This is a genomic window from Amycolatopsis sp. (assembly GCF_035276945.1).
Taxonomy (GTDB): Bacteria; Actinomycetota; Actinomycetes; order Mycobacteriales; family Pseudonocardiaceae; genus Amycolatopsis_E.
On record NZ_DATELF010000093.1, the window covers coordinates 1 to 4093 of the forward strand.

Annotated in this window: 1 protein-coding gene and 1 pseudogene; both read left to right on the forward strand. The window is 69.9% G+C overall.

The window, feature by feature from the left end:
* On the forward strand, positions 1 to 2329 hold a 2329-nt coding region (locus tag VJT49_RS15410), incomplete at its 5' end, for an SDR family NAD(P)-dependent oxidoreductase (RefSeq protein WP_324165497.1).
* Positions 2330 to 2368: 39 nt separating this feature from the next.
* Positions 2369 to 4093 (forward strand): annotated as a pseudogene (locus VJT49_RS15415) (type I polyketide synthase); the annotation flags it as partial.

Consider the following 4093-nt stretch of genomic DNA (forward strand, 5'->3'; position numbering starts at 1 on the left):
TGTTGAGGTGAGTCCCCATCCGGTACTCACGGCGGCGATCGAAGAGTCCGTTGAACCGGTCGGCGGGACCGTTGTGGTGGGGTCCCTGCGCCGCGACGATGGTGATCTTGATCGTTTCCTGCTCTCCGCCGGTGAACTCCATGTCCGCGGTATCGACATCGACTGGTCCACGTGCTTCACCGACACCGGCGCCCGCCGGATCGACCTACCCACCTACCCCTTCCAACACCAGCGATACTGGGTGGACGAAGCCGAGGCTACCCCACAGGTGGGCACGCTCGACGCCCGGTTCTGGGAGATGGTCGAGCGCGGCGACGCCGGAGAGCTGGCGGACGCGCTGGAGGCGTCCGACGAGCGACAGCGGGTGTCACTGGAGTCGGTGCTGCCCCTGCTTTCCTCATGGCACCGGGAGGCGCACAAGCTGTCCACAGTGGACTCCTGGCGCTACCGCACGGTATGGCGGCCGGCCGAGGCCGCTGGTTCGGCGGCCGGCACCTGGATGGTTGTCCTGCCGGCCGGGCCGGGGAGGGAACACGGGGAACGGGTTGCCAACGGCCTGGCTGAACGAGGCGCCCGGGTCCTGCGTGTCGTCGCGGACGGGACACCGCTCGCGAACCGCGTTGCCGCGGCACTGGACGGCTCCGCCGAGGTGGCGGGCGTGCTGTCCGCGCTCGGGCTCGACGAGCGGTCCAGCCCGGGATCCGCCGCCGTTCCCGTCGGTTTCGCCGCGACGGTGAGCCTGCTCGTGGTGCTCGACGAGGCAGGCATCACGGCGCCGCTGTGGTGCCTGACCCAGGGCGCTGTGTCGGTGGGTTCCTCGGACCCCGTGACCAGTCCCCTGCAGGCGCTGGCCTGGGGACTGGGGCCGGTGGTCGCGGCCGAGTGGCCCAGTCGCTGGGGCGGCTTGGTCGACCTGCCGGAAACCCTGGACGAGCGGGCGGTCGAACGGGTGGTCCGTGCACTGGCCGCGACCGAGGAAGACGAACTCGCGGTGCGCTCCTCCGGGGTGTTCGCCCGGCGGCTGGTCCGGGCACCGGCCCCGGCCGGGGCGCGCGAGTTCGTTCCGGGCGGCACGGTGCTGATCACCGGGGGAACGGGTGCGCTGGGCGGACACGTCGCGCGGTGGCTCGCCGATCGTGGCGCGGAGCACCTCGTTCTGCTGAGCCGCCGTGGCGGGGACGCATCGGGCGCGGCCGGGCTCGAAGCGGAGCTGACCTCGCTCGGTACCCGGGTCACGTTCGCCGCGTGCGATGTCGCCGACCGGGACGCACTGGCCGAGGTCGTCGCGGCGGATCCGCCTGCCGCGGTCGTGCATGCCGCGGGGACGCTGGACGACGGGATGCTCGGCTCGCTCACCCTCGAGCAGATGGACCGGGTGTTGCGGGTCAAGGTGACCGGCGCGCTGAATCTGCACGAAGTGACCCGCGACCTGGAGCTGTCCGCGTTCGTGCTCTTCTCCTCGGTCGCTGTCCTGCTCGGCCTCGCTGGACAGGGCAACTACGCGCCGGGCAACGCTTTCCTGGACGCGCTGGCTTCGTGGCGCCGGGCGCAGGGGCACACGGCGACGTCGATCGCGTGGAGCCACTGGAGTGGGGACGGGATCGGCGGAGCGGCGGTGGCGGAGCGGCTGATTCAGCGCGGGGTGGACTTCCTCGACCCGGAACTGGCGCTCACCGCTTTGGGCCAGGCCCTCGCCCACGACGAGACTTTCCTTGCCGTGTGCGACCTGCACTGGGAGGAGGTGGCCGGGCAGTTCCGGTCATCGGGTTTGCTGGCCGAACTAATACCGGCGCCACCGGCGGCCGATCCGGACGAGCCCGACCTCGCAGGGCAGTTGGCAGGCCTGGCCGAACCCGAGCGCGAGGAGAAACTGCTCGATCTTGTCCGTGCGCACGCCGCCAGCGTGCTGCGGCAGCGCACGCCGGAAGCGATCGAACCCGAACGTGGGTTTCTGGAACTGGGTTTCGAATCGATCACCGCGGTTGAGCTTCGGAATCGACTCGCCAGGGCCACCGGCATCGCTCTCCCCCCAACGGTGGTCTTCGACCACCCGAACGCCACCGCGCTGAGCCGGTACCTGCGGAGCAGGTTGCTGCCACCGGACGCTGCCGAGCCGGTATCCGTGACCGCCGAACTGGACCGTGTCGAGGCGGCGCTCGCGGCCACCGGTGCGGCTGGCGTGCCGGACGCGGCTGAGATCACTGCCCGGCTCCAGCGGTTGCTGACGGGCTGGCGCGACCGGGTCTCCGCCGGGGACAGCACCGATCTCGATGCCGCGTCGGACGCCGAACTCGCCGATTTCATCGGCAAGGAATTCGGGATTTCCTGACCATTTCCTGACCAGCCTGAAAGAGGAAGAATGACTATGGACGAGGAAGAACTTCGCTACTTCCTCAAGCAGGTCACCGCCGAGTTGCACGAGACGAAACGGCGGCAGCGAGAGCCGATCGCGATCGTGAGCATGGCGTGCCGCTTCCCCGGCGGAATCGGGACACCCGAGGATCTCTGGGAGGTCGTCGCCCGGGAAAGGGACGTGATCTCCGCGCTTCCCGACGACCGTGGCTGGGACATCGACGAGCTCTACAACGCGGATCCGGACCAGGTCGGACACACCTACGCCCGCGAAGGCGGATTCCTCGACGCGTCCGCGTTCGACGCCGACTTCTTCCGGATCTCGCCCCGTGAGGCGCAGGCGATGGACCCGCAGCAGCGCGTGCTGCTGGAAACCTCCTGGGAGGTGCTGGAACGGGCGGGGATCGACCCGCTTTCCCTGCGCGGCAGCACCATCGGCGTGTTCGCCGGGGTCACCGGGCAGACCTATTCGGAGGTGCTCCGGAACGGGCCCGGCGAGTTCGAAGGCCATCTGCTGTCCGGAACCTCGACCAGCCTCGCGTCGGGCCGGATCTCCTACACCTACGGGCTGGAGGGGCCGTCTGTCACCGTGGACACGGCGTGCTCGTCGTCGCTGGTCGCCATCCACTTGGCGATGCACGCGCTCCGCGCCGGCGAGTGCGAGTTGGCCATGGCGGGCGGTGCGACCGTGATGTCCACTCCCGACCTGATGATCGGGTTCGCCCGCCAGCGCGGGCTGGCCGCCGATGGCCGGTGCAAGGCCTTTTCCGAGGCGGCGGACGGGATCGGCACCAGCGAGGGCGCCGGCCTGCTGCTGCTGGAGCGACTGTCGGAGGCTCAGCGCAACGGCCACCCGGTACTCGCGGTGCTGCGCGGGTCCGCGGTGAACTCCGATGGCGCCAGCAGTGGCCTGACCGCGCCGAACGGTCCGGCCCAGAAGAGGGTGATCCAGCAGGCACTGGCAAGCGCCGGGCTTTCGCCGTTCGAAGTGGACGCGGTGGAAGCACACGGGACCGGGACGAAGCTTGGTGACCCGATCGAGGCGCAGGCGCTGCTCGAGACGTACGGCCGGGACCGTGGAGGGGGCGCGTCGGCGTGGTTGGGCTCGGTGAAGTCGAACATCGGGCACACCCAGGCCGCGGCCGGGGTGGCCGGGGTGATCAAGATGGTTCTCGCCCTCCGTCATGGGCTGCTGCCGAGGTCCCTCTACGCCGACGCTCCTTCGCCCGTGATCGATTGGTCGTCGGGCGGGGTGGAGTTGCTGGCGCGGGCGAGGGACTGGCCGGTGACGGACCGGCCGAGGCGGGCCGGGGTGTCGTCGTTCGGGGCGAGCGGGACCAACGCGCATGTGATCCTGGAACAGGCGCCCGAGCTTGTGCCCGTGGCCGAGCGGGCGGTGACGGTCCCGGGGCCGACGCCGGTGCTGCTGTCGAGCCGCGGGGATGCCGCGTTGCGCGACCAGGCCGGCCGGTTGTGGTCGCTTGTGGACCGAAACCCGGATCTCGAACTAGTGGATGTGGGGTTTTCCTCGGTGACGACCCGTGCGTCGCTGGAGGACCGCGCGGTCGTGCTGGCCTCGGACTCCGAATCGTTGCAGGACGGACTTCGTGCTGTGGTTGGTGGGGTTTTCGGGTCTGGGGTGGTTTGTGGTGTGGCGGATGTTGTGGGGAAGGTGGTGTTTGTTTTTCCTGGGCAGGGGGCGCAGTGGGTGGGGATGGGTGCTGGGTTGTTGGATTCGGCG